Raw genomic sequence first — 26,410 nt, forward strand, 5'->3', positions numbered from 1 at the left:
GGCACCTTCACCTCGACCAGGTCGGATTCCCAGCGCTGAATCAGCGCCGGCATCCCGGCAAAGGTCACTTTATTGAACTGGACGGATTTGAACGCGCCCAACCCTTTGCCGCTCACGACCACCGTCGATCCGGGGGTCGCAGTTCGCGGGGCAATCTCAATCGGGGCCTGCCCGGCAAAAGAAGACCTAGGAAGCGACACCGCAAGAATGGTCAGTGCAAAACAAACTCGTCGAAATGTCATGACAGCTCTCCTCATGGCCTGCGCAAGAATTGCCCGCGCATCAGGTCATCGCCGACTCGGCATGTTTCAAAGGAACTTCCCTGCACGTGGCACGAGAACCCCACGCACCGGAGTCAGGAGAGAGCCACCGGGGTACAACGTGAAGCGAGGGACGAGAGGACTATAGCAAGCGAATTTTTCGAGTGTCAAGGCAGGGATCACAGCATATTAACCAGGGATGCAACGACGCAATCCAACAACGCACTCCGTCCCGATAGGCAATAGGAACAATCATCAAGCCAATGAGAGAGGGAACCCCCCGAATCCGTGAGTTATACCTACGGGCGGCGAACTCGCAATTTATGATCGGTCACGATCACCACCGCCCGCTTCCATGTTTCAATAGACTCGATCCTAAAAAGGGCCTCTATTCGTTGCAGAAGCGCGGCTCGACCTGGAGCCCGTAGTCGGACAAGCAGCAGTCCGCAATGGGTACCCGGAGAAAACCGACGAATATCGGAAAAGTCTAAGTCTTGCGTGATAAGAAACCGCTCAGCCGCCTGAGTGGCAGTCCAGACATCAACATCCGGTTGACCCGTCAATCCCTCTTGCAGAACAGTATCGACGTCATGCCCCAACGCGGCAAGCAACCGGACAAGGCGGGCCGGTACATTCTCGTCGAGTTTGAGCTTCATGCAATATGGGGAATACTGGGAAGCGGCAAATCTTCTTCAGCAGATGTGGCAGCGAACGCAATCACCGCACGGACAGACAGCTCGGTCAGGCTGGGAAAATCGGCGAGAATGTCTTGGATGCTGGCTCCCTCGGCCAAACTCGCAAGAATCGTCCGCACCGTGACTCTGGTGCCCTTCACCACCGGCTCCCCGCCACAAACCGCAGCATCCCGCAGGATATAGTCTTCGTAGTTCATAAGGCTTCTCCCAGGCTTTCCCTTGCCTCTCATCACACAAATATTCTAGCACGCCCCCGCATTAAGGTCACCGGAGAGCCTTGTCCAATGACACACGAGCCTGAACGGAGAGCTGTGAATCCAAGGTGAGGTGAGCCTGAAGGGGTGGAAGTTGGGATCATGGAGGCATGATCGTGACGTTACACACCCAAGGATTACAAACACTGGAACAGGTGCGCGGCTTCGGCGCGGGCAACGCGCCGGTTTCCTTCACCCTCACCGACCGCGCCAGCGCCCACGCCTGGATGGCCGAAACGCTGCGGAGATTCGGCTACACGCACGCATCGCGTGCTGACCGTGGCGTGCTGCGCCACTATCTGTCCACGGTCACCGGCCTCTCCCGCGCCCAGGTGACACGCCGCATCACGCAGTTTCTGGGCGGCGGACGCATCTCAGATCGGCGCAGTACCCCTGCGGCACCCTTTCCCCGGCGCTATACGGCGGAAGATATTCGTCTGCTGGCCGAGGTCGATGCGTTGCACGGCACCCTGTCCGGCACCACCACGCGCAAGCTGTGCGAGCGGGCACTCCGGGTGCATGGCGATGTCCGGTTCGAGCGGCTGGCGCGGATCTCCAACGGACACCTGTACAACCTGCGTCACCACACGACCTATCGGACGGTGCGCGGTTCCTATGACAAGACCCGTCCGGTGAGGAACAGCATCGGCGAACGCAGGAAACCGTTCCCTGACGGGCGTCCCGGTTACTTGCGCATGGATAGTGTGCATCAGGGAGATAGGGACGGCATCAAGGGGGTGTATCTCGTCAATGCGGTGGATGAGGTGACGCAGTTCCAGTGCATCTGTGCCGTGGAGAAGATCAGCGAACGGTTTCTGGTGCCGGTGCTGAAGGCGATGCTGGAGGCATTTCCGTTCACCATCCGGGGATTCCATAGTGATAACGGTTCGGAGTACCTCAATCGTCACGTCGCCACGTTACTGGAGAAGCTTAGGATCGAACAGACCAAGTCACGCTCCCGGCAGACCAACGACAACGCGCTGGCGGAGAGCAAGAATGCTTCGACCGTGCGCAAGCATCTGGGCTACAGCCATATTCCAGGACGATGCGCCCAGGTGGTGAGTGCCTTCACGACCGACATCCTGTCGCCCTATCTCAACTTCCACCGCCCGTGCCATTTCCCCACGGAGTTCATTGACAAAAAGGGCAAGCGGCGCAAGCGCTATCGCTACGAGGATATGATGACCCCGTACGAGAAGCTCAAGTTGTTATCAGAGACCGCAGACAACCTCAAACCGAGCATGTCGTTCAGCCATCTGGAGGCAATCGCCAGCGAATACAGCGATAATGAGGCCGCCAACCGCCTCAACGAGGCCAGGACACAACTGTTTCAACGGATTAACAAATCCCAACAATACGCCACCTGACGCGCATCATTCGCAAGAGTCGCTCAGGCTCATGTCGGAATTGGAAATACTCGGATCCGTGAGAGGCATGACTCAGCTGAATGGCGGCGCGTAGTGTCGCAGACCGTCTGGGTAGGACAACCGAGCAGAAAGCCAAGGTCGAGCAGCTCTCCTCATGGCCTACGCGATACGTGCTCGCGCATCAGGTCTTTGCCGACTTGGCATGTTTCAAAGGAACTTCCCTGCACGTGGCACGAGAACCCCACGCACCGAAGTGTCAGGAGGGAGCCACCGGGGTACAACGTGAAGCGAGGGACGAGAGGACTCTAGCAAGCGATTTTTTTCGAGTGTCAAGGCGGAGAACGGCTACTTGTTCGAGGCTGCGAGGAATTGCTCGACGGTCAGCCCTGCCTTTGCGATCAGACTGCGCAACGTGCCTCGGGCGACTTCCTGGTGATTGGGGACCGAGAGCGTGGCAGTGTGGTGTGGCCTGGCCTCGTCATAATAATATGACTGCCTTTCTGGCGAACCACCTCCCACCCAAGGTGCTGAAAGAGTTTGATGACGTCGGACGGAGAAAGAATGGGAACCGGAGGCATCAGGCGATGACCTCCACTTGTCGAGTGAGCACCGTCAGAGGCATCCCCATCTCAGCGCGTGCTTCAAGGCACTGCTTAATCGCATCCTGCACATTCGCCTGCGCTTCTGCCTCCGTCTTGCCTTGGCTGACACATCCGGGAATAGCCGGGCATTCAGCGATGTAGACCCCATCCTCATCACGCGCAATGGTAATCGTAAACTTCATGCGTCCCTCTTAGCTTTCCCTATTCCTCAACCCTAGCACTTAGACGACGAGCAGCGTCCAGCTTGTTGCGCCAATCCCCTATCATTCACCAACGCCACACTCCATCGAAGGTAAGTCTACTGAAATGACCGCTATTTATCCACCATTCGGCACTCCCGCAGCACTTGCGTCCAATTGTCGCTCCCCCCTTGCCTCATGCCAGCAAGGGGGGTATTCTCAGCTTCAGTAACAGCACTGGGAGGACCGCATGAGTTACTTGCAACAAACCATCAAGGCAGTGATTCGACCTGGTGAAGAATCCGGATACGTGGCCGAATGTCTTGAGATTGCCGTCGTGACCCAGGGGCGGACGCTGGACGAAACCGTCAAGCATCTGCAAGAAGCGACAGCGCTCCATCTGGAAGGCGAAAACCTTGCCGCGTTTGGCCTGCGCCAGAAACCAACTCTAGTACTAACAATGGAACTGGACCCGGCGCATGCCCAAGCTTCGTAGAGTCAGCGGCCGTGAACTTCTGACCATCCTCCAGCGCTTCGGCTTCCAGCAGGCCTCCCAGCGGGGCAGTCATGTCAAACTGGTTCGCGAAGTCGACGGAGTCCGCCAAGTATTGACCGTCCCACTCCATGCCGAACTGGATTCCGGAACACTCCGTGCCATCTTTCGCCAAGCCAGTCGTTTCGTCTCAGAAGGCGAATTACGCCCGCATTTCTATTCGTGACGATACTGTCAGTATACGTTGCACCATTCTCCCAGCCAGCCAGCCATCAATCGACTACCAGGATTTTTCGAGATCCCCCAAATAACTTTGAAGAGTCTGCGAATGTGCAATCCGCAATCTCGATCTTCCGGCATGACAATTCAAACCATAGCCCATTACCATTCTTAGTAGTTTCGATTATCATACCCCCCCCAGGGGCCTTCCTTATGAGGCTGTTTCTGCAGGCTGATTTCGATAAGCAGAGGCATGGTCTTTTTAACGCTATCCATAAGCAAAGTTCAATGCAGTTTATTACCCGCGTTTGACTCTCCCGAAGGGGGCAAGAATGTTTAGATGGCTCAGGTACTGCGTCGCCGCTTTCATCTCTATAGCAGTCCTTCAAACAGCGAACGCTGCAAACTTCGAGATCGTGTTCGAGGAAGGAATATTCAAATACGACTCAAGCTTGACTCCAGAACACGTCAACAATAAGTACTTGGCACGTGTGACCGTGAAGAAGGATGGCAACGTCATAGTAAAAGATCTGCGAGGGTCAACGCTGCCAGACGCATGGGCATTCTACCAGCGCTGGAACATTGACCTTAAACATATAGGCCCGCCGAGCGATGCCGATATTGTCTCCACGTTCAATCACTTTGAGAAGGAAACGACAGCACTGCGCAACGGGAATGCTAAATTGGGCAATACGAGCCTCGCTGATATCAATGATATTCTTGATGTACTCAACCGTGTGCCAGCTATCAGAAGCGGAAACTATCCGTTTATCATGGGGGTGCACCAGGCCGGAAATCCAGATAAGCGCCACGGTAAGCCCTATGTGCCACGGCTACTTGGGGGAACGAAAGACAATCCGTACGACCCCGTTGATGAGTCAACATCAAGGGCCACCGTTACTGGCGGTTTTATCAGGACTCTGAATAGAAACAATAAGCAGGGGCAGAAGACGATTGCAGACGGCATCAATGTTCATGACGGACGGATAAAGAAAGATTACAAGGACTCTGAAGGCTGCTTGACGATTCGTCCGGAAGACTGGGACTCCTTCTATGGAGCCTTGCCCTCCCCAGACGAGTGGTCAAAAAACAACCATATGGGCATTGTTTTGGTGTGCCGCTTATCAGATTGCGCTCCTCCCTCTGCGCCTAACCTATTAATATTGCAGCAGTAAGACCATCTTCAATACTGCTCGTACGCAAACAATCGCCATGTACGCTGTGGCTAAATTGTGGCAGAACTATTCTGTCCGATCAGGTTTGATCGGGTCCTCCCCTGCCTATGACCCTTCTGTAAGTAATTGAGAACGAACCGATGAGATACCATCGGGAGCTATAGTCTCTGATACTGCAGGGGCTTCAAATCTCGCAGCCGTTGCTAGGCAAGGCCTTCAGTCGCCGCTGACTACGACATCACCTGCACGATCAATTCGATTTCGACGGGGGCTTGGCGGGGGAGTTCGGCGGCGCCGACGGCGACGCGTGCGTGCTTGCCGGCTTCGCCGAAGATTTGCACGAGGAGATCGGAGGCCCCGTTGAGAACCTGAGGTTGATCGGTAAAGCCTGGAGCTGAGGCGATGTGCCCGACCATCTTCACAATGCGCTTCACTTTATCGAGAGACCCGACTTCGCTGCGCACGATCGCCAATGCGTTCAGTGCCGCGACCTTCGCCGCCTCCATCCCCTGCTCGATGGTAATGCCCTGCCCGAGCTTGCCGGTACAGATGAGTTGCCCATCGCGCGACGGCAACACACCGGAGAGAAACAGGAGATCGCCGGCACGCACGACCGGCACATAGTTCGCCACGGGCTTGGGAGCCATGGGCAACTCAATATGGAGCGCTTTCAGCTTGGCATCAAATGACATGATCGACATCCTTCTCTTGCTTATCCTGCGCGAAGGGCTTCAAAGAAACTCTCTCCGTCAGGTAACCGTTCTGCCTGCAACGCTTCGACGATGGTTTGGCCAAGATCGGCGGCTGAGGCCCGCACACCCAGACTCACGCCTTGAGACAACTTCGGGCCGGTCACTAACAGAGGCACATATTCCCTTGTGGGCACTTTGGCCGGCCTGGTGAGATCCCGCCCATGATCGCCGGTGATCACCACGACATCGCCCACGCGCAACTTCTCAAACAAATCCGGCAACCGGCGGTCGAAATCTTCCAGCGCCGTTGCCGCCGTCGCCGGCTCATCCGTCAGCAGATCGAGGCTCGCGTAAAGCAGTCCGCGCGGCATCTTGGCGATCAGCTTAGTGGTTTCTTCGAGAGCCGCCATCGCAGTGACGGCGGGAAATGCCCGCGTCAATCCACGTCCTGCAAAGAGGTCGTGCACCTTGCCGATGCCCATGACAATCTGGCCCGAGCGGTTCAGCACATCCAGCATGCTCACGGCCGGCGGCTCAGCGACATAATCTTTGCGGCCGCCGCCGAGTTGAAACGCACCGGCGTCACCCGAGAAGGAATGGGCGACGATTCGCTGCGGTCCCAATACCCCTTTGAAGGCTTTACGAATATCCCGACAGCACTGGTAGAAGTCCGCGGCCGGCATGGCCGAGGTATGCATCGCCACATGGCAGGTCCACCCCCCGTCGGTCCAAACGATGGGCGCGCCGCTGGAGAGATGCTCCGCGCCATATTCATCGATAAGCGATTGGGCATAGCCGAGACGATTGCCGATGACTTTTCGTCCAAAGCTTTGCTCGAGTTGTTGAATGACATCGAACGGAAAGGCCGAGCGGAAGGGAGAGGCTGAGCGCGCTTGGATGACCCCGCCGGTTTCCCAGTACCCGACAACCGAATCGGCCCCCTGCGAAACGAAGCCCATCTTCCCGAACGAGCCGTTCGGTTGCGCCATGGCTCGCACACCGGGGATCTTCGCCAGATGACCGAACCCCAGTGTTTCCAGATTCGGGAGACTCAGCCCGCCGACCGCCTCCGCCACATGAACGACCGTATTGGCGTCAGCATCGCCATAGTCCGCCGCATCGGGCAATGCCCCGACTCCAAACCCGTCGATGACCAGAAGGATGACTCGATTTATCATGTGCGCACTATAGCAAAAAGGATCGGGAGGACAAAGCTCATTCCATGTGTCGCTATGGAGACGAGTGAGGAGGGCCCCGCTACGCAGCCTGATCGAGAAGCAGATAGCGCCGGATATGTTTGCGCGCGGCCTGGCTGATGATCCGGAACTCCAGTCCGAATTCGCGGCGTGTCACCCACCGGACCCGGGCCAAATCGACCACAACCGGATCAGATGCTCCCGGAATGGTCAGAGAAGCCGAGGCATATCCTTCCTGTGGCACACTCACGTCACTTTCAATGGCACAGCCTTCTTCCGAGAGATTGAAGATAGCGCCGGTTCCCGCCAAATCCTCGACGACAAAGGAGACCGGACAATTCACTTGGAATCTCGGCTGACGGCGCAATTCCGGCATGGTACTCCTCCTATCGATTCCCCTGCACCTTCCACTCCTCTAGAATCTTCAGACTCGCACTCGTACCGATTCGATCGGCCCCGGCTTCGAGCATCGCCAGCGTCGTCTTCCAGTCTCTGATCCCGCCGGAGGCTTTGACCTTCGCCTTTCCGGCCACCGACTGCTTCATCAACCGGACGTCTTCGACCGTAGCCCCGGCAGTCGAAAATCCCGTCGAAGTCTTCACATACTCAGCCCCGGCTTCGACCACCAGATGACAGGCGGTAATCTTCTCCTGCTGTGTCAGCAGGCAGGTCTCCAGAATCACTTTATGTTCGGCCGACGGGGTGGCCTTCACCACTTCCGCAATATCCTGCCGGACATAGGCGTGATCGCCGGACTTCAGGCGGCTGACGTTGATCACCATATCTAGAATCCGCGCACCCCGAGCGACGGCTTCCGTGGCCTCCGCCACCTTCGACTTCGTGGTATGGCCCCCGAGCGGAAAGCCGATCGGAATGCCGACCCGCACGGCTGATCCTGCCGTGGCAGCCACTGCTTCATCGACGTAACAAGGCGGCACAAAGATGACGACGAAGCCCAGGTCTTTGGCCTCCTGACAAAGCCGCAACACATCGGCCTTGGTCGCGTCAGGACGCAAAACCGTATGATCGAGTAACGCGGGAGGATTCCATCGAGTCATGACAGCGGACACTCCTTCTACGTTCGGCCGCGATGGGCGCGGGAGAAAAACTGCTTTTGATATTTGTCGACGGCCTTATTATGTTCCGTCAGCGTGGCGGAAAACTGATGCGTCCCGTCATTCTTCGACACAAAGTACAGGTACGGCGAAACCGCTGGAAACAGCGTGGCCCTGATCGCCTGCGCTCCCGGACTGGCAATAGGCCCCGGTGGCAGACCGGCCCACCGATAGGTGTTGTAGGGGCTGGGATGCGAGAGATCCTTCTTATGGAGATTGCCGTCGAAGTTCGGTAATCCGTAAATCACGGTGGGGTCGCTCTGGAGGGGAATCTTCTTCTGCAACCGGTTGTGGAACACCGACGAGATTTGCGGCCGCTCCTCCCCCGATCCCGTTTCCTTTTCAATGACCGAGGCCAGCGTCAGGATCTGATGGAGCGTGAGATGAATATCCTTCGCCCGCGCCTGCCATTCCGGAGTGACGACCTGATTGAGCTGCTCCACCATTGTCCTGATGACGTCCTTGGCCGACACCGGCTTGGGGAATCGATAGGTATCGGGGTAGAGATAGCCTTCCAGCGTCTCGGCTGAAATCCCGAGCGTCTTGATGAAGCTCTTGTCCTTGACGAGACGCAGGAACTCGGCACGATCCGTGATTTGATGCTGCGCCAGGACGTCGGCGATCTGCACCATCGTATAGCCTTCGGGAATCGTCACCGCATGCAGGACCACCCGCCCGGCCATCAGCTTGGAGAGAATGTCGGCCGGAGGCATCGCCGGATTCAGCTCATATTCGCCGGGACGGATTTTGCGTTCCGCTTCAAGGGCCTTGCCGAGCAAGACAAACGCCGAGCGGCTCTTAATGAGCCGTTCACGCTCAAGCAGACCGGCGACATGCTGAAACGTGGAGCCTTCGGCAATGACGACGACTTTGGAGGGAGGATGCTCGGCTTCCGTGACGACCGGCGCTTCAGCCCATTTCATCATCTGATACGCGGCCACCCCGGCGAGTCCGGCGGCGAGGACGAGCACGATGAGGATCACGCGCAGCTTCATAATGGCGTCCGGCTACTTCGTGGTGCCTGTGGTCCGGCTCACCCCCTTCTTCGGTCTCCGTCGGACGACCTTGAACCGGAGAAGGTGACTGAGCCTCCAGATAACTCTGCAAGAGGATGGCGGCGGCGATCCGGTCGACCATCCCTTTGCGTTTCTTCCAGCCGACATCGGCGGCGATGAGCAGCTGTTCCGCATCCTTCGTGGTCAGCCGCTCGTCCCACGTGACCACCGGAACCGGCAACGCGTCGGCGAGCCGCTCGAGAAACTGATGCACCGCCTGCACCGCCAGGCCCTCTTCGCCGTTCAGCCGCAACGGAAGGCCCAACAACACCTTCCCGACTTCATGAACCTTGACCAGTTCCAGAATATGGGCGATGTCCAGATCCAGTGTCTGCCGCTCGTAGGTTTCTAACGGCTGAGCGGTCCAGCCCAGCTCATCGCTCAAGGCGACGCCGATCCGCTTGGTGCCGTGATCCAGTGCAAGAATACGGCTAGGCATGAGTTTACCGCTGAAGGGCAGATTCGACCAGACCAAAGACCTTTTCCAGCGCGGCATCGAGACGGGATACATCCTTGCCGCCGGCCTGGGCCATCTCGGGGCGCCCGCCACCTGTTCCCCCGACTTCCGCGGCCAGGACCTTAATCAAATCTCCGGCTTTGAGTTTGCCGATCAGATCTTTCGTCACCACCACTAAGAGCGCTACTTTGCCGTCTTCGGTCGCGGCGCCGAGCGCGACCACGCCGCTCTTGAGCTTGTCCCGTAATTGATCGGCCAACGCCCGCATCCCGTTCACATCCAACCCGTCGGTTCGTTGCACATGCACCGGCACGCCGGCAATGGTCTTCGCACTCGATGCAACCGCCGATCCGCTGGCCATCTTCAATTTCAACTCTTCCAGCTCACGCTCTTTGTCCTTCAGTTGCGTCAGCACCTTGCGGGTCTTGCTCACCAGTTCAGACGGCCCGACCTTGAGCAGATCGGACAATTCCCGCATCTCTCCTTCGGCCTTCTTCAACAACGCAAAGGCCCCACTGCCGGTCTGGGCTTCGATGCGTCGCACGCCGGCCGCGACACCGGTCTCCGATACGATGCGGAACAGCCCGATCTCGCCGGTGTGCTGGCAATGCGTGCCACCGCAGAGTTCCTTGCTGAAGGATTCGACCGTGACCACCCGCACCTGCTCCCCGTATTTATCCCCGAAGAACGCCAAGGCGCCCTTGGCCACCGCATCCTGGATGCTCATCACTTCGGTCGAGACCGTTTCATTTTTGCGAATCTCGTTGTTCACCACTGTCTCAATTTCGTCGATATCGCGGGTCGCGAGCGGGCGGAAATGCGCGAAGTCGAACCGCAGCCGGTTCGGCCCGACCAACGATCCGTACTGCTTCACATGAGGACCCAGCATGTCCCGCAAGGCCGCATGCACCAAGTGCGTCGCCGTGTGATTCCTGGCCGCGTCCTGCCGGGTCGTCGCATTGACCGACATCCGCAGTTGCTCGCCTTCCCTGATCCGTCCCTTGGTCACGATTCCCTTGTGCAGAATCAGCGTCGGCGCAGGCCTCGTGGTCTCCTTGATCTCCAATCGGCCTTCCGGACCGACCAACAGACCCTGATCGCCCATCTGGCCGCCGCCCTCGGCGTAGAACGGCGTGACATCGAGTGCCACTTCAACTTCATCGCCCTCGGCCGCTTCCTTCACCATCCGGTCCGACTTGAGAATCGCCTGCAGCACTGCATCGGTGTCCAGCCGGTCATAACCGACGAACTTCGTCGCCCCCAGACGCCCGGCCAACTCCGACACCGCCGGCCTGGCGGTCTCCTGCTCGAACCCGCCGGTCTTCCGAGCGCGGTTCCGCTGTTCCTCGATCGCCTGATCAAACCCCTTCTCATCGACCGTCATGTCCTGTTCACGACAGGCCTCCTGAATGAGGTCCATCGGAAACCCGTACGTGTCATAGAGTTTGAAAATATCCGTTCCGGCCAATACCGTCTTACTGGATGACCGGGCCTTCTCAATCATGTCGTTGAGAATCGGCAGGCCCTGATCGAGGGTGGCGATAAATCGTTCTTCTTCACCGCGAGTGGCTTCCGCGATCGTCCCGGCGGCGCCTTTCAATTCCGAATAGGCCTCGCCCATCTGTTCGACAACGACCGCGGTGAGCTCGTGTAAAAATGGTTCTCTAATATCAAGTAACCGACCATGCCTTGCAGCCCGACGGAGAATTCTTCTGAGAACATAGCCGCGACCTTCGTTTGACGGCAACACTCCATCTGCAATTAAGAAAGTAATTGCACGGAGATGATCTGCAATGACGCGAAGGGACATCGTGGATGGCTGCCCTTCCAGGTATCCATCTGCCGCATCTCTCCCCAAAGGACCAGCCCGTTTTGCAACCGCCGTCAACAACGGCGTAAAGAGATCGCTGTCGTAGTTGCTCAAGACTCCCTGCGCAACCGCCGTCAGCCGCTCCAGCCCCATGCCGGTGTCGATGCTGGGCTTCGGCAAGGGATTGAGCTTCCCCGAGGCATCACGGTTGTACTGCATGAAGACGAGGTTCCAGATCTCGATGACGCGGTCGCCCTCGCCGTTCGGCGTATCGTTGCCCGGTACGGAGGGCCCTTGATCGAAATGCAGTTCCGAGCAGGGTCCGCAAGGACCCGTATCGGCCATCTGCCAGAAATTGTCTTTCTCACCGCACCGGACGATGCGGGAAGGAGATACGCCGATTTTCTTCCAGAGCTGGTCCGCTTCATCATCCTCGCGGAAGATGGTGACCCACATCCGGCTCTGGTCGAGCCCGACCGTCTTGGTCAGAAACTCCCAGCCGAAGAGGATGGCGTCTTCTTTGAAATAGTCCCCGAACGAAAAGTTCCCCAGCATCTCGAAAAACGTATGATGCCGCCGGGTGTAGCCGACATTTTCCAGATCGTTGTGCTTTCCGCCGGCCCGCAGACACTTTTGCACCGTCACGGCGCGCTTGTAGGCGCGCGTCTCCTCGCCCAAAAACACGCGCTTGAATTGATTCATCCCGGCATTCGTAAAGAGCAGGGTCGGATCGGCCTGGGGAATCAAGGCCGAGCTCGGCACCGACTGGTGCCCCTGCTGCTCGAAATACCGGATAAATGCCTGGCGAAGCTCGCGCGCACTATTCTTCATGACTCAAGTCCCTCATGTCTAAAGCGAGCTCGTATAGTACGCTCGATCGTCTCTTCTTCGAAACCCCACTGACGTAGGAGGCGGACGGCCTGTACGGACGTCACTGGCCGCCCCTTACGCTGCCAGGATTTCAGCGCCCGTGTAGCGAGGGTATCGTCATCCACATCGGGAAGGGCCTTCTTGACAGCCCTTTCAGCAACGGCGTCCTGAATCCCTTTGGCCTGCAACTCGGCTAACAGGCGCTCACGCCCCATCGGCTGTCGCGCCAACCGGCTCTCAAGCCACCGCTCGGCGTAGGCCCGATCATCGAGATACCGGAGATCGGACAACCGGCTGATCGTCTGTTTCGCCTGATTCGCCGCCGCCCCCTTGCTCAACAAAAACTGCTCCACCTGAGCCGCAGTCCGATCCCAGCGAGCCAGATACCGCACGGCAAGATGCATCCACTCTTCGGGAGACGATGGCGACGTCCGATTCTTCCCACCCACAGGTCTGCCGCCTACTTGTGCGCCCGCTTCTCCTCACCCTTTTCCGTCTTTGCCACAGGCTTCTCTTCTTTGGGCTCCGGCCGCTTCGCATTGCGGGCAGGCACCCCGGCCAGTTCGCGAAGTTTGGCTTCAACTTCCAACGCTACAGCGGGATTATTCTTGAGAAAATCTCGCGCTGCATCACGGCCCTGGCCGACCCGTTCACCTTTATAGGAATACCAGGCCCCGGACTTATCGATGATTTTCTTTTCCACACCAATGTCGACCAATTCACCAGTCTTCGAGATACCTTCGGCAAACATGATGTCGAACTCCGCCTGGCGGAACGGCGGCGCCATCTTGTTCTTGACGACCTTCACGCGCACCCGGTTCCCCATCACATCCTGGCCTTCTTTCACGGACTCGATGCGACGAATATCGAGGCGAACCGAGGAATAGAACTTCAACGCATTGCCGCCGGTCGTGGTTTCCGGATTGCCGAACATCACCCCGATCTTCATGCGGATCTGGTTGATGAAAATCAGCGTCGTCTGAGACTTGGAGATAGCCGCAGTCAGCTTGCGCAAGGCTTGCGACATGAGCCGGGCCTGCAAGCCCATATGGGAGTCACCCATTTCGCCTTCGATTTCAGCCCGCGGCGTGAGCGCGGCCACCGAGTCCACCACGATCAGGTCGATGGCTCCGCTCCGGACCAGCGTTTCGGCGATTTCCAGGGCCTGTTCGCCGGTATCCGGCTGGGACACGAGCAATTCGTCATCCTGCACCCCGAGTTTTTTAGCATAGGTCAAATCCAGGGCATGTTCCGCATCGATAAACGCAGCCACACCGCCGGTCTTCTGAACCTCGGCGATACAATGAAGCGTCATCGTGGTCTTGCCCGACGATTCCGGGCCGAAAATTTCAATGACCCGTCCGCGAGGCAGGCCCCCGACCCCGAGGGCGATATCGAGTCCCAATGACCCGGTCGAGATGGCCGGGACATCGGCAGGACGTTCGTCTGCCCCCAGCTTCATGATGGCGCCCTTCCCGTATTGCTTCTCGATCTGGGCAAGGGCCAACTCTAACGCGCGTTTTTTGTCGTCTTTCTCTGACATGCAAATCTCCTACATTATAAGAAGGATTCAGGAAAGGGGATTATACCCAAGCGGAAGGGGGAAACCTAGCCTCCCGTTGTTGCGGATGCATCGCGGCGACCTGATCGCCGCGATTGAAAAGCTGGAGGGAAAGAGATCTTCACCCGGGGGACACAGAACCATATTGCTCGACGCTTCCTTTGCCATTTGGAATCTGGAAGTCGGACCTGACACGTTCTCCCTCAGCCCGACTTCAACGCTGCTGAATCTACGCCTTCACATACGGTGACAATACACGTATTTCACAAAGCTATTTGCACGATTCATATTGTCTGGAAATCCGAACGGGAGTATTTTTTATTCATCATGATTAGGCGCCTCCACACCGGCCCCTCGCATCAACACCCCGGCGATGTAACCCTTGGGCTGATGCTACTGCTCTGCATCAGCGTGTTGGCGCAAACCCTCGGAGCGCCCGTCACCCTATGGAACCCGGTCGAAACCGCCGATAGTGCTGACCCCCTGACCATTTCGATCCTCGAAGCGTTCTCGGTTCCATCCGCACTTTCGCTTCTCTATCTAGCGTCCGGCAGAATCCTCACTGCCGATTTCCACTCACCCTTGCATGGCTCCCTTCTTGTCTCCGGACTATTTCATCCTCCGAGCGCATAGATTCACTTGCTGGCCCCAGGCCGGATTTCTGTTCGTCGTGAATCACGCGCGCTGTTGCGCACACAGTCAAAGGAGTTGGTCAGGAAGGCCGACTCAGTCAACCAGGAGCGTCCTGATGTATAAGCGCCGTTGCGCCCGATACCCTGTGCACTTCCAAAGCACACTTTCGTCAACACACCTTCCCGAAGGAAACGGGACGGCGGTGGAACTCTCCATTCGCGGCTGCCGTGTCCAGAGTTTCATCCCGGTTATTCCAGGCTTACACATGAAGGTTTCAATCGATGTCCGGAAGCCCGATGCTGTCATTGAAATCGACCAGGCTATCGTCCGGTGGGTCTCCGGCGAGCAATTCGGACTCGAATTTTCCTCGATAACCCCCGAGCAGTTTGAGCGATTGACTACGGTCATTCAACAGCTTCCCTCCGTTCCGAATCGCGACTGAGGATCCGAAGGGGAAAGCGGAAGGACAATGCGCAGTCGATCAAGGATCAACAACACACACCTTCGAGAGGTCGCCATGAAGGAACCGCGACAAGCCCCTCGCATTCGATTGGGATGCCGGCTCTTTTTCTCCGGCGAGAATTATCACGAAGGAGAAGGCGTGATCGTCGATCTCTCCAAGTCCGGGTGCGCGGCGGAATCAGAAACCGCGGTGACCGTTGGAATGGTTCTCGAACTCACCATTTTCCTGCCGGACTACGATTGGCAGCTACATCTGGACCGCTCGATTGTCCGATGGATCCAGGGGCAGACCTTCGGGCTGGAATTCCAGGACTTGCGGCCGGTTCATCGCGAGCGACTGCGTCGCCTGGTTGCGACGTTTAAGGCATCGCAAAAAGCTTGAGGCTCGCGCCATATCTACCCGCACGCTTAACCGCACTTGCCACAGCTTCGTATAGACCTACCCGGTCGAGTGAAGGTCGCTGCTCACAGCACAAGGGATTCGACCTCAAACCATCCACGTAAGGCGCATCCCCATTTAACCCGGGCATCTGGGATCCCTTCCTTGCTATGCTGGGCCTATCGGCGGCCGGGCATTCCTGGCATGGGGTAGATGATGAAGGTGTATGAACACAACGATCCAAACTCCTTACGCCCCCGGTCCCACCCTTGGACCGACGGTGAGTCAGATCCTGCTCACAAGTACTATGATTTTTGCACAAGGCCTGAACTCATCCGGTCGTCGATTGAGGATCTGCAGGAGTGGAGCGCCTATGCGGCGACCGAAACCTTTTACCGGCTCCTTGAATGGCTCAATGGACCAGAATCCGCCATGGAGTCCAATGACTGCGCCTTCAACGGGGCAACCGCCACTTTCAGTACAGAGCGCTCCAAACGCCTGCAGTGCTCCGGACGCCTGATGATTCTCTACCGGAACCTGGCGTGGAACACATCGACCGAGCAGATCGACTGGCTGACCAACGCCACCGCTCACGCCGTGGGAGAAATCGATCCGGGATTTGAATGGGGGGCCGTCGGTGCCACGATCACGTCAGTCAGATTCACCACCCTGCCCGGGCCGCCTGAACGGCAACGGGGGCAGCAACTCATGTTGTCGTTTTGGGCCTGGGGAGAGAATGAGCCTGAGGTCATGGCCAACCTCGATCGTACTTTTCGCAACATGACCGTAGCCCTTCGACAGATTTCCGATGCGATCCGTCGTCCATCGCCAGCCCCCGCCCCGAACCATTAACCATTCAGCCGCACGTCCCACAACTTCGTATAGACCGAACCGGTCGGCCTCAAGTCGCTCTTGATCAGCGCAACCGACTCCACCGCCAGGGCACCCAATGACAGCGGGCGATCCAACAGCTTGCTCGACGCGAGGGTGTCGCCGAACTCATGCGCCCCGGCCTTGATCCGGGCCAACGTCAGATGCGGGCTCAGGGGTCGGCTGTCCGGCGCGAAACCGAATGAGTCGCACCGGGCTTCGACTGCCGCATGCAACTCAGCCAGCCGCTGAGCCTCATCGCCTCGCTCCCACCGTTCCGCAGCCCCGACCCACAGGACGCGGGGAGCGTGCAAAACGGGAAAGGCTCCCAGCCGCTCGAGCGGAACGGCCAGCACTCGCTGAGCGTGCACGGCCGCAGCAAGCGCTTCGCGCAATGGCTCAATACCCTGCTCGTCGATATCGCCAAGAAATTTGATCGTGAGATGGATCGAGGCTGGCTGCACCCACGAGAGGCGCACGGCCCTCGGCATCTCACGGGCGAGAGATGACTTGAGATCCTGTTGCACTCGCTCGATCTGGGCTCGAACGTCCTCGGACAATTCGACGGCCAGAAAGGCGCGAATCATGTCCGACCACGGTCGATCAGCCAGAGACGCAGAAGATTGAGCGCGGCCTGCGACGACCGCTGCTTGATGACCGATCGATCACCGTGAAAGCGAAACTCTTTTGTGATGGCTCCCCTTGCCCCGCCATCGAGTCCGACATAGACCAATCCAACCGGCTTGGTTGCGGTCGCGCCGCCGGGACCTGCAATGCCAGTGACACTCAGTCCGACCGATACTCCGGCCCGTTCACGAATCCCCTTCGCCATGGCGGCGGCAACTTCTTTACTGACTGCGCCATGGGTGGCAATCAGGTCTTCCGGCACCGCCAGCATGTCGATCTTCGACTGATTGCTATAGCAGATCGCCCCGCGGTCAACGTAGGCGGACGATCCCGGCACCTGGGTCAGGCGATGACCGATCAACCCGCCGGTGCAGGATTCCGCCAGCGCCACCGTCAACCGCTGCTCATGGAGCAAACGCCCGACAACCTCCTCCATCGTCTCGCGCCCTTCGGCAAAGAGACAGTCGCTCAACCTGGTACGGACGTTCTGCGCCAGAGACGACAGCACTGCATCCGAGACCGGCCTGGCCCCGCCGGACTTCGTCGTCAGCGATACCAGCACTCCCATCGGCGAAGCCAGCAACCCCAAGTCGACCGGAAGGCCTTGGGGAATCACCCCCAGCAACTGGGCATCGACATCCGCTTCCGGCACACCCCAGGTGTGAAAAATGAGTCGCATGATCGGCTGCGGAGGGATTGTTGTGGACCGAGCGAGTTGATCCGCCAGGAACGGAATGACCGATTCCGTCATCATCGCTTCCATCTCGCGCGGCACACCGGGGAGCGAGATGATCGTCGCCCCCTTCCACGTGAGCAGAAACCCCGGCGCGGACCCGACCGGATTCGCCACCACTGTCGCGCTGGTCGGGATCATCGCCTGCCGCAACTGCCCTTTGTTCGGCGTCCGACCCCACTGAGCCAGCCGCGCCGTCATTCCGTCGAGCGCCGCTTTCCGGCGCGCCAGTCGCCGCCCGGTCGTCTTCGCCACGGCTTCTCTCGTACAATCGTCCACCGTCGGCCCAAGCCCGCCGGTCATGATGACCACCCCCGCCCGGCTCACGGCGGTCTTGAGCACCCGCACCATATCGGCCTGATCGTCTCCCACAATCGACTTGAAACGGACCTCGATCCCCAGTCGCCCCAGCACCTCCGTAATAAAAATCGAATTGCTATCGGACCGTCCGCCGACCAACAGTTCAGACCCGATGGCAATGGTTTCAGCAATGACCGAGCGATGGGCGGACCGGGTAGCATGCATATGATGTCATTTCCTGTTATTGAATCCCGGCAAAATCGATGACGAAACTGTCCGCGCCGCCGGAGGCGGGGAACACGGTGATCGTCGTCTTCGCCCGGAGATCAAAATCGTTGTAGTCGAACGACGCCACGACTTTCGCTTTAAAGCGCGGCCGTTCCGGCCAGGCGGCGCTCCGGTTCGCCTGCCCGTCGAATCGCACCGTCACCGGCTTGATGGTGCGCCCGGCTTGATCGAACACGATGTAACTCTCCTGAGCAAAGGCCGGCACATCCCCGAAGATCACGGTGCTCACCAGCATCGTCTTCGTCGAGACGACTTGTGCGACATCGGCCTCGGTGGGCTGCAGCCCCCGCAGCGTCATATGCGTCGCCATCACGGAAAGCGCCCCGAGCTTGGTGATGAGAAATCCACTCGGATGCAGCTCATCTTCGGCGCCGAACCGCACATAAAACGAATCCGGCGCCCGCCCCTCCTTGGCCGCAGCCCGGCCTGCGTCGAGGGCGGCGGCGATCTGTTCGGGACCTGGCAGGCTCTCAATGGCGCCGGCCGGAACCGCAGAGAGGAGCGAGCACAGCATGAAGCCGATTGCCGGGCATTTCATATGAATTCTCTCCGTAACAAGAAGCCCTAACAGATCGGTTTTTCACTGTCAACGAACCCCGCGGCCGGTTCTCGCCCGTTGACAAATCAAAAGACGAAGTGCTAAAGAAACCGCTCTTTACATACCTGCCTTTTCAAGACGTTATACGGAGGAGTTCCGATGTCGAGTCCCGAACAAACCGCACCCGCACAGCCACCCAAGCGACAATTCGTCAATTTCACATTCTATAAAGTCGATCCTGCCTGGCGCCGTCTTCCCGAAGCCGAACGCACCAAGGGGAAACAAGAGTTTCTCCGCGCCGTCGAAGAATATGCCGGTCGCGTGCTCGTCGTCGCCTACTCTGCGGTGGGCATCCGCGGCGATTGCGATATCATGCTCTGGCGCATCAGCTACGAGCTGGAACTGTTTCAGGAAATGACCACGAAGATTCTCGCGTCGGGATTGGGCCAGTACATCATGACCCCCTACTCCTACCTGGCCATGACCAAGCGTTCGATCTACGTGGATCATCATACCCATGAAGGACAGGAGAGCAAGCGCCTGACCGTGGTCCCCGGCAAGGGCAAGTACATATTCGTGTATCCCTTCCTCAAGACCCGCGAGTGGTTCCTGCTGACGAAGGCGGCCCGCCAGGGCATGATGGACGAACATATTGAAGTCGGCCATCGCTTCCCCTCAGTCAAGTTAAACACGACCTACTCATTCGGTCTCGACGACCAGGAATGGGTGGTGGCGTTTGAAAGCGATAAACCGGAAGACTTCCTCGACCTTGTGATGGCGTTGCGCGAAACCGAAGGGTCCCGCTACACGTTACGCGATACGCCGATCTTCACCTGTATCCGTAAAACCGTGAAAGAAACGCTCGATACACTCGGCGGCTAAGAACCCGCTGAGAGGATTCCCGACGGCCTTCGATCAACAGATCGAAGGCCGTTTTTTATTGTGCCCCTGATTCCCCACCCAAACCCGCGGCAGAACTAGAGATAGGGCCGCTGGAGCCGGGATTCCTCTTTGACAGCCAATTCGCGCATATGTTACCTGTACTAGGTCTTCGTTCATCATCAAATAGGTAGAATCATGGCTGATACCACTGCCCTCTATGCCCTCAGATTTCCTGACGGATCTGTGAGCTTGTATATTGACGAGCACTACGCCCAAGACCGTGGAATCGATCCTTCCAAACTGGTCCGCATCGAGATTCCGCGAGAGATGTTCATTAACGGCAGCGTGCAGGAGGTTCGCGAATACGTTGCGCTTTATTTGGAGACACACCAACAGCAAGCCGGGAACGCCTAACCTACGCAGACAGGACACACCATCGCTATGCCTTCAACTATGGCCTCTCCCCTCACCGCTGAGCTGATCCAGGACGTCGTCGCAAACCTGCCGATTCAGGGCCGCATCATGCTCAAGCTGCTTCTGATCCAACACCTGGACGTGACACACGAAGAAATCCTGTTCATGGTCTCGGACCGCCCCGATCCCCGTTGCGTCTCCGGCAAGAAGCCGATTACGACGATGACGGAAGAGTCGATCTCGGCCATGATCAGCCGGCGGGATGAATATCGCCGTCGCGCCAGGCTCCGCCGCGAACGCACCGGACTCCAATGCACCGCCCTGACGACGCTGGCTGCGACCGCCGAGAAATTGGTTGACCGAACCTCGGCACTCCTGGCCACCCGTGGCGTGTCCGCTGAGGCCATCGCGAATCTAAAAACGCAAGCCCGTGTGGCCGTTCCGCGCCCTGCACTGCGCGTGCTGGAAGAACGATGGGACAAGAACGACATCTCAGCGGAAGAATATCAGACCTATCGGCTGGCCATTGAAATGCAACTGCACATTCGTATGGCCGAACGTTTTAAGACCAGACTCGCCCTGGCGGAGCGCGAACGACAGACCTCCGATCAGACCACGTTGCAGGACCATGAGATCGGCCATATCTGGGGAATTCCTGCCGGCACGTTGGCCGCCAGGAAAGTAAAATTCCTGTCGCAATATCTGATGGCACTCCAGGCCGCCTTGACCGGCACACCGGCCAACCCGAACAGCATCCCCCCCCTGGATCTCTGGAAAGACACATTGGCGACCCTGTCCCGCACCCCGATCGAACGCTCCATCGCCGCTTACGATGGTCTGGAGCAAACCGAGTCCGCCTTGATCGAAAAGCTTTCGGCCTATGTCGTCGGCGCGGTGCCTGAGCCGATCGAAGTCAAGTTCTGGAATTCGCTGGTCTACGGAGCGAGCTCCAATGCGATGCACAGCGAAAACACCCGGACGTTATTCGGGTTGCAGCGGCTTGTGTCCATTCAACAGGACACCGACACCAGCCCCGCGGCACTCGACGAAGAGCTGCTGAAACGGACGGCCCCGCGCCCGAAAGCAGAAACCGCCGCCCTGGACGGCTCATCTGAGCCGAAGATGGAGATCACCGACCTTCAGAAACAGATCTTGCACAACTTTATCGGAGAAGACGTCAGCGGCAAAGCCTCAGACAAGTGGTAGAGACAGGCGATCTTGCGAATTGCATTCGCTCAGGTATAATCAGGTTCAACCATGGCAACACAACCTGTCAGACGTCGCGGTTTCTTCGTACTGCTTGCAGTCCTGCTGCCGGCAGTCTTCTCTGTCGTCACCGTCAGCACACTTTCGGTGACATCGGCGGCGGGTCTCCTTGAAATCGCCGAATTGCTGGCCCACCCCGAGCAATACGATCATCAGGACGTCGTGGTGAGCGGAGCTGTGACCAACGTGCAACTCGCCACTAACCGCCAAGGACAACCGGCGTATGGGTTCCTCCTGAAAGACCAGGCCGGGACGCTCAAAGTGATCAGCCTCGGACAAGCAGACATCCATGAAGGCGACCAAGTCATCGTCGAAGGCGTCTTCAGTCGCCTGCGCCAAGTCGGCCGCTCGATCGTCTACAATGAAATCAAAGCGCTGTCAGTGAAGCCGCTCAACCGCTTGAATCCCGACCTCGTCGGATAGTTGATCGACACCTCACGCACAAAAATCCTTACCGGTCCACGATCCATGGCACAAAAACCATCCGACCAGACGTCATCTCCTGAACGAAAATCACCCCAGACCGAGCGTAGCACGTTCCATCTGCTGGCGATTGCCTCAAGCCTGCTGGGACTACTGTCCATCGCCGGTTGCGCAGGCGCGGCTACCGTCGGCGAATACCCGAATCAACAGAAAGTCATCGGCAAGTCGAAAGCCGATGTCCTGGCCTGCGCTGGCAAACCGGTCAAAGAACAAACCCGCAACGATGTTGTCCTCCTCCAATATTATCGGGAAGCGCCGGTCCTCGAAGAATCCCAGCCGGTGGGAAAAGGCAGCATGTCGACGAACCGGCATGGCTGTTGGGCCACGGTGGTGCTGACGGAGGATCGAGTCACCGATATACGCTATCGGTTCGCGCCCCCGAGCATGGACGCCTCCAACGACTGCGAAGCCATCTTCGACCCCTGCGTGCAATAGGTTCTTTACCCGCTCCTCAACATTTCAGTTTCCGCCTAGCCGCACGCCAAAAATAATGGTACTCCTACCCCATCATGGCGCTGCAAAAACATATTTCCTGCGTGCTCATCCTGTCGCTTCTCGCGTGCGGTCTGCCCGCCGGCGCCTGGGCACTGGAAAAATATGGCCGGCCCCTGCCCTCGATGGACGATCCCGACGACACGGACCGCGGGTCCGAAGAAAGTCTCTTCGCCGGTTATCTCCTGACCGGAGCCTTTGTCAGAAATCCTTCATTCGCCGCCAGGCCGGACAACAGCGGCCTGGTCGGCCTGCGCCATATGGTCCATCTTGAAACCGACCTCTATAAACAGTACCTGACCTTTTATACCGATCAGAACTTCTTCTCCGACCGGAACAACGGCTGGATTGAACTCAGCGAGTGGGACAGCACCTATGCCTTCACCGGCGTGGTCGATCACGTCAGCTGGCGCCTCCAGTATGAGCAGGACGCGCCGCTCGATCGCCGGGGCATCAAGCAGGCCTATGCCGACGGCATGATCACGGCCAAACTCCAGTCGGCCCAGGACTTGGCCTGGTGGCGGAATCTCTTTCCCAATCAGAGCTTGACGATGTACGGGGGCGCCGGCTGGCTGTTCCACAACAGCAACTACTTCGCGCGGCCCGACAATACCGGGCGCGCCCTCTTCCGCTACGTGGCCCACGCCGACCTCGACCTCTATAAGAACAAAGTCGTGCTCTATGGGGACGTGAATTTCTTTACCGATCGCGAAGGGAGCAATCAGGCCAGGCCGACGGAAATGGATTGGATCGTCGGGCTGGCCCTTCGATGGAGGGATATGGAATTGGCGATCTATCGGGAGCAGGACCAGCCGCTCGACAAACCCGGCCTGGTCCAGAAATACCTGGCCGTGCAACTGCGCTTTTCGTTCGATGTTTCAAAGGGAGATTTAGGATTGAGCCGGATGAAACCGGGCACCGGCATTCAGTGAGGCAGATTCAAAATCCACGTCATCAGCCGGTCCGACCACCGGTCCGGAAGCACCTTGATCATCAGCGCGCGAATCTTCGCATCTCTTCCGACAAGATACCGGGTCTTCGGGCGGGAGGCCGTCAAAGCATGGACCACGGCATTCGAAACGGCATCGGGAGGAATCGCCCTTGCCGACGCCTCGGCCACGCGCGCCCTGACCCCCGCGATTACTCCGGCGTACAAAGCCTTCAATTCTTCCGACGTGACCGTCTCTAGCTCTTCCGCCTTCGCACCGGACTTCGTCCAGATCGGCGTGGCAATCGCCCCCGGCTCCACAATGGATACCTGAATTCCCCACTGCTGCACTTCGAGACGCAAGGCATCCGTCAACGCTTCCAACGCAAACTTCGACGCCGAGTACGGCCCCATCACCGGCATCGCGGCGCGCCCCGCAATCGACCCCATGTTGATGATGCGCCCACGCCCGTTGCGGAGCAGCGGAAGAAACGCCTGGGTCACCGCGACCTGCCCGATTACATTCACCTCAAACTGCCGACGCAGATCGGCAATCGGCACAGCCTCCAACGGACCGACCACGGCAATGCCCGCGTTATTCACCAGTCCGGCCAACCCTCGCGGCCCGACCTGCCCGGCAATCTGCCGCCGCGCCTGTTCGATCGAGCCCGCATCGGTAACATCTAGCAAAATAGGCTGGAGCCGAACCGATCCCTGCGCCTTCAGAGGTTCACCATCCTCGATCCGACGCACCCCGGCAAACACCGTAAAGCCAAGCCGATCGAGATGCCACGCACAGGCCGCGCCGATTCCGGTCGAGGCTCCGGTGATCACCACTGTTTTGCCATTGCTGTTCAACATCCCGTTGTCCTTTCAGTACGTGACGCCGACAATAACAGCTTTGCAGAGCAGGGTCATCTCTTGCCCTTTACTCGTCATGATCCATAAGTTCCAGCCATCAGGTCCAGACGCGTCACGCGTCACTCATCACGCATCACTGATTCTTCAAGGTGGATCACTCTGGATTCAAGGGGAATTGCATTGGATTCCATCCATCCCTCCTCATGCGCCGGCAGCCCCAGCATGGTGCCGACGCAACAAAACTCCAAACGTCTTACCAGTATTGATGTTTGCTCACTGCCATAGTGATCGTGCGGGCCCGGCATCCACATGGCTCGCACATTGCACAGGGTGTCTAGCATCACTCCGAAAAAAAGGAGAACGCCATGGACTTCGGACTCATCTTGATCGCCACCAACACTCTCATGGCCATCTTTATCTTTTTTGTTCTGAACCTGATCTGGAAGCAATAGCGGAATCAGAACATGCAAAAAAACGTTGGGGGAAATCAACCGACCCATGAATAAGATACCGGGCATTAATAAATCGCGCGATATGGAGCCGACCAGCGATCAGCACCTGACATACTCAAAGGAAAAAGGAACAGCACCATGACATACGGAACAATCCTGGTGGTCGACGACAGTCCCGACATTCGAGAAATTACCCGTATGACGCTCAGTCGGCAAGGTTATGAAGTCTGGCTGGCTCCGGACGGCAACAGTGCTATACAGCTAATGAACCAACCGGTGCTGGCGAGTGAAGTCTGCGCCGTGATCTGCGACCTGGCCATGCCCAATGGCAACGGAATGTATCTCATCGCCCACCTCCAGAAACATCACCCGGCCATCCCGATCATCGTCTGCAGCGGGGCCGACGACACAGAATTCCTTGAAGGCATTATCCAGCAAGGAGTGGGCGACTGGATGCGGAAACCCGTGTCGAGGGATGTCCTTGTGCAAAAAGTCAGAACCGCCGTCCATCTCTTCACGCTCAGAACCAGGCAGGACTCGGTGAACAGACCTTCATATGCTTCAGACGCAAGTCCTAGGACGGCCTCCCCCTCAGAGTTTGAGGCAGTACAGGACTTTCACGACAAGACCACCGACCAGTGAGGCCAAGAGCCTGCTGAAGCCGGGACAGAACCGAACGCCTGTGCAGCAGACTGAAAGCCCTTCCCATTCCAGCCAGACACCATCCCCCGCGTGCGATCAACTCCCATGCCCTACGAATAGCGAAGCCCCTCGCGGCCTACCTGCTCGACGACCACCGCCGCGCTCGCTCAATTGATCCGGCATCCGTCAGATCGAGCGGTCTTGGCCGCAAACGGATCAAAGACATTCGGCCCTGCAACACCAAGCCTTCATTAACCTTCTAGTGCCGTTGGCACTGAATCGAAAGTGATTCAGCCTGAATTATTTTGGGTTCATTGCCGCATGGCTCAACAGTGAAACAGAAAACCTCTGAGCAAATCATTGCTCACAATTCCCACGCCAATCATCGAATCGACTCGTGTTCAGACGGAAGCGACATTCCATCGTTGATGGTTCAGCGTTTGCACAAGGTCTCAGCCATCAGAGACGCAAATAAAATAGAAAGCAGCCAAGCGGCCGTGAAGGGATAGAAAGGAGCACATCATGGATTTCACACTTCTCCTCCTACTTTCCAACATATTCATGGCCTTCTTCATCTACCTAGTTGTGAAGCTGATATGGCAGGAGTAGCGCGCAGGTCGGGACAGCCTAAACACTGCGTGCAATGACGCAACGTAACCGATAAGGGAGAATCAGCGAAACATGACTCAGTTTGGGACAACCCCTCGCCTCAGCATGGAGCCGACCAAGTGTCATCCGACGCATACGCGGAGTCGAATCGCTCCACGCAGCCAGGATCCAACCCCCTCCTCGCTGCAGCCGTCGCCTCCAGGCCGAGGACACAGGAGCCGCCTCTTCGATTCATACCCGGAGAGACGGCTCCTTCAAACCGGATTAAGGCAAGGCAGAGACGTCACAGGAAGGAAAGAGGAATGGACGGACAGCAGGATGGACAAGCGAAGGGTCGAGCCCCTGAAGCAGAGACCCGGAGCGGTGGTCTGAGTGGAGCAGGATGGAGCCACCGTCATCTTGGACCAGACGAATCGACGAGACCTGCCAGGCGGCTCCCGTTGCGGAACGAAGGACGCTGGTCGACTCCCATTCATCTTCCGTGAGTGGCCTCGATGAAACAGGGATCACGACGGGCAACGAGACGAAGCCAAGAACCGTGGCAGGCAGCA

The 26,410-nt window shown here is 58.0% G+C and carries 32 protein-coding genes; 14 read left to right on the forward strand and 18 right to left on the reverse strand.

Annotated elements, in window-relative coordinates; all coding sequences use genetic code 11:
• From Q8N04_09335 to Q8N04_09345, 3 genes are all read right to left on the reverse strand, one after another.
• A partial coding sequence (locus tag Q8N04_09335; protein MDP3090868.1) for a hypothetical protein occupies positions 1-242 on the reverse strand: 242 nt, incomplete at its 3' end.
• 317 nt (positions 243-559) lie between these two features.
• Positions 560-916, reverse strand: a complete 357-nt coding sequence (locus tag Q8N04_09340) for a DUF5615 family PIN-like protein (protein ID MDP3090869.1) — start codon at positions 914-916, stop codon at positions 560-562.
• Positions 913-1,152 (reverse strand): DUF433 domain-containing protein, encoded by a 240-nt coding sequence (locus Q8N04_09345; protein ID MDP3090870.1) that lies wholly within the window; start codon positions 1,150-1,152, stop codon positions 913-915. The genes Q8N04_09340 and Q8N04_09345 overlap by 4 nt, the downstream gene beginning before the upstream one ends.
• Before the next feature lie 167 nt (positions 1,153-1,319).
• On the opposite strand from Q8N04_09345, the gene Q8N04_09350 reads away from it, so the two are divergent.
• Positions 1,320-2,576, forward strand: a complete 1,257-nt coding sequence (locus tag Q8N04_09350) for an integrase (protein MDP3090871.1) — start codon at positions 1,320-1,322, stop codon at positions 2,574-2,576.
• Positions 2,577-3,153: 577 nt separating this feature from the next.
• Here the strand turns inward: Q8N04_09350 and Q8N04_09355 are convergent.
• Entirely contained in the window at positions 3,154-3,360 is a 207-nt protein-coding gene (locus Q8N04_09355; protein MDP3090872.1) for a type II toxin-antitoxin system HicB family antitoxin, read from the reverse strand.
• Between the two features lie 247 nt (positions 3,361-3,607).
• On the opposite strand from Q8N04_09355, the gene Q8N04_09360 reads away from it, so the two are divergent.
• The 3 genes from Q8N04_09360 (at position 3,608) to Q8N04_09370 (ending at position 5,244) form a co-directional block, all read left to right on the forward strand.
• A complete protein-coding gene (locus tag Q8N04_09360) occupies positions 3,608-3,853 on the forward strand; it encodes a type II toxin-antitoxin system HicB family antitoxin (GenBank protein ID MDP3090873.1) in 246 nt (81 codons plus the stop codon).
• Positions 3,837-4,076, forward strand: a complete 240-nt coding sequence (locus Q8N04_09365; GenBank protein MDP3090874.1) for a type II toxin-antitoxin system HicA family toxin — start codon at positions 3,837-3,839, stop codon at positions 4,074-4,076. Before Q8N04_09360 ends, Q8N04_09365 begins: the two co-directional genes overlap by 17 nt.
• Positions 4,077-4,401: 325 nt before the next feature.
• Complete coding sequence (locus Q8N04_09370; protein MDP3090875.1) at positions 4,402-5,244, forward strand: hypothetical protein; 843 nt, start codon at positions 4,402-4,404, stop codon at positions 5,242-5,244.
• A 230-nt stretch (positions 5,245-5,474) separates the two neighbouring features.
• Here the strand turns inward: Q8N04_09370 and Q8N04_09375 are convergent, their stop codons facing one another.
• The 9 genes from Q8N04_09375 to recA all read right to left on the reverse strand — a co-directional run bounded on the left by Q8N04_09375 (position 5,475) and on the right by recA (position 13,982).
• A complete protein-coding gene (locus Q8N04_09375; GenBank protein MDP3090876.1) occupies positions 5,475-5,936 on the reverse strand; it encodes a RidA family protein in 462 nt (153 codons plus the stop codon).
• 20 nt (positions 5,937-5,956) lie between these two features.
• Positions 5,957-7,114, reverse strand: a complete 1,158-nt coding sequence (locus Q8N04_09380) for a phosphopentomutase (protein ID MDP3090877.1) — start codon at positions 7,112-7,114, stop codon at positions 5,957-5,959.
• Positions 7,115-7,193: 79 nt separating this feature from the next.
• The gene (locus Q8N04_09385) at positions 7,194-7,508 is read right to left on the reverse strand and encodes a PilZ domain-containing protein (GenBank protein MDP3090878.1); all 315 of its coding nucleotides are present in this window, start codon (positions 7,506-7,508) and stop codon (positions 7,194-7,196) included.
• 10 nt (positions 7,509-7,518) lie between these two features.
• Positions 7,519-8,190, reverse strand: coding sequence for a deoxyribose-phosphate aldolase (deoC, locus tag Q8N04_09390; GenBank protein ID MDP3090879.1), 672 nt, complete (start codon positions 8,188-8,190; stop codon positions 7,519-7,521).
• A 17-nt stretch (positions 8,191-8,207) separates the two neighbouring features.
• A complete protein-coding gene (mltG, locus tag Q8N04_09395; GenBank protein MDP3090880.1) occupies positions 8,208-9,242 on the reverse strand; it encodes an endolytic transglycosylase MltG in 1,035 nt (344 codons plus the stop codon).
• Complete coding sequence (gene ruvX, locus Q8N04_09400; GenBank protein ID MDP3090881.1) at positions 9,157-9,798, reverse strand: Holliday junction resolvase RuvX; 642 nt, start codon at positions 9,796-9,798, stop codon at positions 9,157-9,159. Before ruvX ends, mltG begins: the two co-directional genes overlap by 86 nt.
• On the reverse strand, positions 9,746-12,400 hold the full coding sequence (gene alaS, locus Q8N04_09405) for an alanine--tRNA ligase (protein MDP3090882.1): 2,655 nt from the start codon (positions 12,398-12,400) through the stop codon (positions 9,746-9,748). Before alaS ends, ruvX begins: the two co-directional genes overlap by 53 nt.
• Positions 12,397-12,888 carry a regulatory protein RecX gene (locus Q8N04_09410; protein ID MDP3090883.1) on the reverse strand — a complete coding sequence of 164 codons (492 nt, stop codon included), beginning with the start codon at positions 12,886-12,888 and terminating at the stop codon, positions 12,397-12,399. The genes alaS and Q8N04_09410 overlap by 4 nt, the downstream gene beginning before the upstream one ends.
• A gap of 11 nt (positions 12,889-12,899) precedes the next feature.
• Entirely contained in the window at positions 12,900-13,982 is a 1,083-nt protein-coding gene (recA, locus tag Q8N04_09415) for a recombinase RecA (GenBank protein ID MDP3090884.1), read from the reverse strand.
• 766 nt (positions 13,983-14,748) lie between these two features.
• Between recA and Q8N04_09420 the strand changes: the two genes are divergently transcribed.
• The 3 genes from Q8N04_09420 to Q8N04_09430 all read left to right on the forward strand — a co-directional run bounded on the left by Q8N04_09420 (position 14,749) and on the right by Q8N04_09430 (position 16,326).
• Positions 14,749-15,075 carry a PilZ domain-containing protein gene (locus Q8N04_09420; protein ID MDP3090885.1) on the forward strand — a complete coding sequence of 109 codons (327 nt, stop codon included), beginning with the start codon at positions 14,749-14,751 and terminating at the stop codon, positions 15,073-15,075.
• Between the two features lie 75 nt (positions 15,076-15,150).
• Positions 15,151-15,477, forward strand: a complete 327-nt coding sequence (locus Q8N04_09425; GenBank protein MDP3090886.1) for a PilZ domain-containing protein — start codon at positions 15,151-15,153, stop codon at positions 15,475-15,477.
• Between the two features lie 210 nt (positions 15,478-15,687).
• The gene (locus Q8N04_09430; GenBank protein ID MDP3090887.1) at positions 15,688-16,326 is read left to right on the forward strand and encodes a hypothetical protein; all 639 of its coding nucleotides are present in this window, start codon (positions 15,688-15,690) and stop codon (positions 16,324-16,326) included.
• On the opposite strand, the gene thpR is transcribed toward Q8N04_09430, so the two are convergent.
• From thpR to Q8N04_09445, 3 genes are read right to left on the reverse strand one after another with little or no spacing between them, the layout of a single operon-like run.
• Positions 16,323-16,931, reverse strand: a complete 609-nt coding sequence (gene thpR, locus Q8N04_09435; GenBank protein MDP3090888.1) for an RNA 2',3'-cyclic phosphodiesterase — start codon at positions 16,929-16,931, stop codon at positions 16,323-16,325. The genes Q8N04_09430 and thpR overlap by 4 nt on opposite strands.
• Entirely contained in the window at positions 16,928-18,229 is a 1,302-nt protein-coding gene (locus tag Q8N04_09440) for a competence/damage-inducible protein A (GenBank protein MDP3090889.1), read from the reverse strand. Before Q8N04_09440 ends, thpR begins: the two co-directional genes overlap by 4 nt.
• A gap of 16 nt (positions 18,230-18,245) precedes the next feature.
• A complete protein-coding gene (locus Q8N04_09445; GenBank protein MDP3090890.1) occupies positions 18,246-18,830 on the reverse strand; it encodes a hypothetical protein in 585 nt (194 codons plus the stop codon).
• 159 nt (positions 18,831-18,989) lie between these two features.
• Between Q8N04_09445 and Q8N04_09450 the strand changes: the two genes are divergently transcribed.
• The 6 genes from Q8N04_09450 (at position 18,990) to Q8N04_09475 (ending at position 23,299) form a co-directional block, all read left to right on the forward strand.
• Positions 18,990-19,712 carry a chlorite dismutase family protein gene (locus Q8N04_09450; GenBank protein MDP3090891.1) on the forward strand — a complete coding sequence of 241 codons (723 nt, stop codon included), beginning with the start codon at positions 18,990-18,992 and terminating at the stop codon, positions 19,710-19,712.
• 195 nt (positions 19,713-19,907) lie between these two features.
• Positions 19,908-20,126: a hypothetical protein gene (locus Q8N04_09455; protein MDP3090892.1), complete on the forward strand. Its 219-nt coding sequence runs from the start codon at positions 19,908-19,910 to the stop codon at positions 20,124-20,126.
• A gap of 27 nt (positions 20,127-20,153) precedes the next feature.
• Positions 20,154-21,332 carry a hypothetical protein gene (locus tag Q8N04_09460; GenBank protein ID MDP3090893.1) on the forward strand — a complete coding sequence of 393 codons (1,179 nt, stop codon included), beginning with the start codon at positions 20,154-20,156 and terminating at the stop codon, positions 21,330-21,332.
• Positions 21,333-21,383: 51 nt separating this feature from the next.
• Positions 21,384-21,815 carry a cytochrome c maturation protein CcmE gene (locus Q8N04_09465; GenBank protein MDP3090894.1) on the forward strand — a complete coding sequence of 144 codons (432 nt, stop codon included), beginning with the start codon at positions 21,384-21,386 and terminating at the stop codon, positions 21,813-21,815.
• A gap of 45 nt (positions 21,816-21,860) precedes the next feature.
• The gene (locus tag Q8N04_09470) at positions 21,861-22,310 is read left to right on the forward strand and encodes a hypothetical protein (GenBank protein MDP3090895.1); all 450 of its coding nucleotides are present in this window, start codon (positions 21,861-21,863) and stop codon (positions 22,308-22,310) included.
• A gap of 74 nt (positions 22,311-22,384) precedes the next feature.
• Positions 22,385-23,299, forward strand: a complete 915-nt coding sequence (locus tag Q8N04_09475) for a hypothetical protein (protein MDP3090896.1) — start codon at positions 22,385-22,387, stop codon at positions 23,297-23,299.
• On the opposite strand, the gene Q8N04_09480 is transcribed toward Q8N04_09475, so the two are convergent.
• Both Q8N04_09480 and Q8N04_09485 read right to left on the reverse strand, forming a co-directional pair.
• The gene (locus tag Q8N04_09480; GenBank protein MDP3090897.1) at positions 23,293-24,156 is read right to left on the reverse strand and encodes an SDR family oxidoreductase; all 864 of its coding nucleotides are present in this window, start codon (positions 24,154-24,156) and stop codon (positions 23,293-23,295) included. The genes Q8N04_09475 and Q8N04_09480 overlap by 7 nt on opposite strands.
• Positions 24,157-24,275: 119 nt before the next feature.
• Positions 24,276-24,656 (reverse strand): hypothetical protein, encoded by a 381-nt coding sequence (locus tag Q8N04_09485; GenBank protein ID MDP3090898.1) that lies wholly within the window; start codon positions 24,654-24,656, stop codon positions 24,276-24,278.
• Between the two features lie 90 nt (positions 24,657-24,746).
• Here Q8N04_09485 and Q8N04_09490 point away from each other — a divergent pair, with 90 nt between their 5' ends.
• Positions 24,747-25,250 (forward strand): response regulator, encoded by a 504-nt coding sequence (locus Q8N04_09490; GenBank protein ID MDP3090899.1) that lies wholly within the window; start codon positions 24,747-24,749, stop codon positions 25,248-25,250.
• Positions 25,251-26,410: the final 1,160 nt, after the last annotated feature.

The organism is Nitrospira sp. (assembly GCA_030692565.1).
Classification (GTDB): Bacteria; Nitrospirota; Nitrospiria; order Nitrospirales; family Nitrospiraceae; genus Nitrospira_D.

Coding starts and splice junctions, on each gene's coding strand:
- Q8N04_09340 (MDP3090869.1), bottom strand. CDS start 916: ATGAAGCTCAAACTCGACGAGAATGTACCGGCCCGCCTTGTCCGGTTG.
- Q8N04_09345 (MDP3090870.1), bottom strand. CDS start 1,152: ATGAACTACGAAGACTATATCCTGCGGGATGCTGCGGTTTGTGGCGGG.
- Q8N04_09350 (MDP3090871.1), top strand. CDS start 1,320: ATGATCGTGACGTTACACACCCAAGGATTACAAACACTGGAACAGGTG.
- Q8N04_09355 (MDP3090872.1), bottom strand. CDS start 3,360: ATGAAGTTTACGATTACCATTGCGCGTGATGAGGATGGGGTCTACATC.
- Q8N04_09360 (MDP3090873.1), top strand. CDS start 3,608: ATGAGTTACTTGCAACAAACCATCAAGGCAGTGATTCGACCTGGTGAA.
- Q8N04_09365 (MDP3090874.1), top strand. CDS start 3,837: ATGCCCAAGCTTCGTAGAGTCAGCGGCCGTGAACTTCTGACCATCCTC.
- Q8N04_09370 (MDP3090875.1), top strand. CDS start 4,402: ATGTTTAGATGGCTCAGGTACTGCGTCGCCGCTTTCATCTCTATAGCA.
- Q8N04_09375 (MDP3090876.1), bottom strand. CDS start 5,936: ATGTCATTTGATGCCAAGCTGAAAGCGCTCCATATTGAGTTGCCCATG.
- Q8N04_09380 (MDP3090877.1), bottom strand. CDS start 7,114: ATGATAAATCGAGTCATCCTTCTGGTCATCGACGGGTTTGGAGTCGGG.
- Q8N04_09385 (MDP3090878.1), bottom strand. CDS start 7,508: ATGCCGGAATTGCGCCGTCAGCCGAGATTCCAAGTGAATTGTCCGGTC.
- deoC (MDP3090879.1), bottom strand. CDS start 8,190: ATGACTCGATGGAATCCTCCCGCGTTACTCGATCATACGGTTTTGCGT.
- mltG (MDP3090880.1), bottom strand. CDS start 9,242: ATGAAGCTGCGCGTGATCCTCATCGTGCTCGTCCTCGCCGCCGGACTC.
- ruvX (MDP3090881.1), bottom strand. CDS start 9,798: ATGCCGCGCTGGAAAAGGTCTTTGGTCTGGTCGAATCTGCCCTTCAGC.
- alaS (MDP3090882.1), bottom strand. CDS start 12,400: ATGAAGAATAGTGCGCGCGAGCTTCGCCAGGCATTTATCCGGTATTTC.
- recA (MDP3090884.1), bottom strand. CDS start 13,982: ATGTCAGAGAAAGACGACAAAAAACGCGCGTTAGAGTTGGCCCTTGCC.
- Q8N04_09420 (MDP3090885.1), top strand. CDS start 14,749: ATGTATAAGCGCCGTTGCGCCCGATACCCTGTGCACTTCCAAAGCACA.
- Q8N04_09425 (MDP3090886.1), top strand. CDS start 15,151: ATGAAGGAACCGCGACAAGCCCCTCGCATTCGATTGGGATGCCGGCTC.
- Q8N04_09430 (MDP3090887.1), top strand. CDS start 15,688: ATGATGAAGGTGTATGAACACAACGATCCAAACTCCTTACGCCCCCGG.
- thpR (MDP3090888.1), bottom strand. CDS start 16,931: ATGATTCGCGCCTTTCTGGCCGTCGAATTGTCCGAGGACGTTCGAGCC.
- Q8N04_09440 (MDP3090889.1), bottom strand. CDS start 18,229: ATGCATGCTACCCGGTCCGCCCATCGCTCGGTCATTGCTGAAACCATT.
- Q8N04_09445 (MDP3090890.1), bottom strand. CDS start 18,830: ATGAAATGCCCGGCAATCGGCTTCATGCTGTGCTCGCTCCTCTCTGCG.
- Q8N04_09450 (MDP3090891.1), top strand. CDS start 18,990: ATGTCGAGTCCCGAACAAACCGCACCCGCACAGCCACCCAAGCGACAA.
- Q8N04_09455 (MDP3090892.1), top strand. CDS start 19,908: ATGGCTGATACCACTGCCCTCTATGCCCTCAGATTTCCTGACGGATCT.
- Q8N04_09460 (MDP3090893.1), top strand. CDS start 20,154: ATGCCTTCAACTATGGCCTCTCCCCTCACCGCTGAGCTGATCCAGGAC.
- Q8N04_09465 (MDP3090894.1), top strand. CDS start 21,384: ATGGCAACACAACCTGTCAGACGTCGCGGTTTCTTCGTACTGCTTGCA.
- Q8N04_09470 (MDP3090895.1), top strand. CDS start 21,861: ATGGCACAAAAACCATCCGACCAGACGTCATCTCCTGAACGAAAATCA.
- Q8N04_09475 (MDP3090896.1), top strand. CDS start 22,385: ATGGCGCTGCAAAAACATATTTCCTGCGTGCTCATCCTGTCGCTTCTC.
- Q8N04_09480 (MDP3090897.1), bottom strand. CDS start 24,156: ATGTTGAACAGCAATGGCAAAACAGTGGTGATCACCGGAGCCTCGACC.
- Q8N04_09485 (MDP3090898.1), bottom strand. CDS start 24,656: ATGGGTCGGTTGATTTCCCCCAACGTTTTTTTGCATGTTCTGATTCCG.
- Q8N04_09490 (MDP3090899.1), top strand. CDS start 24,747: ATGACATACGGAACAATCCTGGTGGTCGACGACAGTCCCGACATTCGA.